This window comes from Mesorhizobium sp. M7A.F.Ca.CA.001.08.2.1 (assembly GCF_003998455.1).
In the GTDB taxonomy this organism is placed as follows: domain Bacteria; phylum Pseudomonadota; class Alphaproteobacteria; order Rhizobiales; family Rhizobiaceae; genus Mesorhizobium; species Mesorhizobium ciceri.
Genome location: NZ_RZPW01001406.1, coordinates 1 through 587 on the forward strand (window position 1 = coordinate 1; position 587 = coordinate 587).

The 587-nt window shown below is 66.8% G+C and carries 1 protein-coding gene; it reads left to right on the forward strand.

Going from position 1 to position 587, the window contains the following annotated elements:
- On the forward strand, window positions 1-587 hold a 587-nt coding region (locus tag EN914_RS37675), incomplete at both ends, for an aminopeptidase P family N-terminal domain-containing protein (protein WP_206527357.1).

Consider the following 587-nt stretch of genomic DNA (forward strand, 5'->3'; position numbering starts at 1 on the left):
CTGTTATCCGCAGCCACCCGATCTGGATCGAAGCCGCCACGCTGGACGCCTCGACGTCAGGGCAAGGGTTGCCGCAACGCATCGAGGCCGGCCTTGCCGGCCGGGCGCCGGGTTTTTCTCGGCCCGCCACATTCGAACTCGCCCGTGCCGTCGACGAGCTGAAGCAGATCCTGACCGGGTTTGGGCTCGGGCGCGCAAGGGTCGGCGTCGACCTCGATTTTGTTCCCGCCGCCGATTTCTCGGTCATGCAGGCGCTGCTGCCGGCCTGCACGATGGTCGACGGCTCGGCCGTGCTCGACAGGTTGCGGGCCATCAAGTCGCCGCGCGAGATCGACCTGCTGCAGCAAGGCATCATCCTGTCGGAAGTCGGGCTGGAGCGGCTGCAGGTCGATGCGATGGCCGGCATGCGCCAGGCCGATCTCATTGCCCTCTACCGGCAAGGTGTCGCCACGGCCGCGTCCGGCCTGTCTCATACGGTCCAAACTGCCGAATATGTGACGCTGGGCGCTCGGGCCAAAGATGCCGATGCGAAAGCGATGCCTGGCGATCCGCTGAAGTGCGACATGGTCTGCACGGTCGGCGGCCTG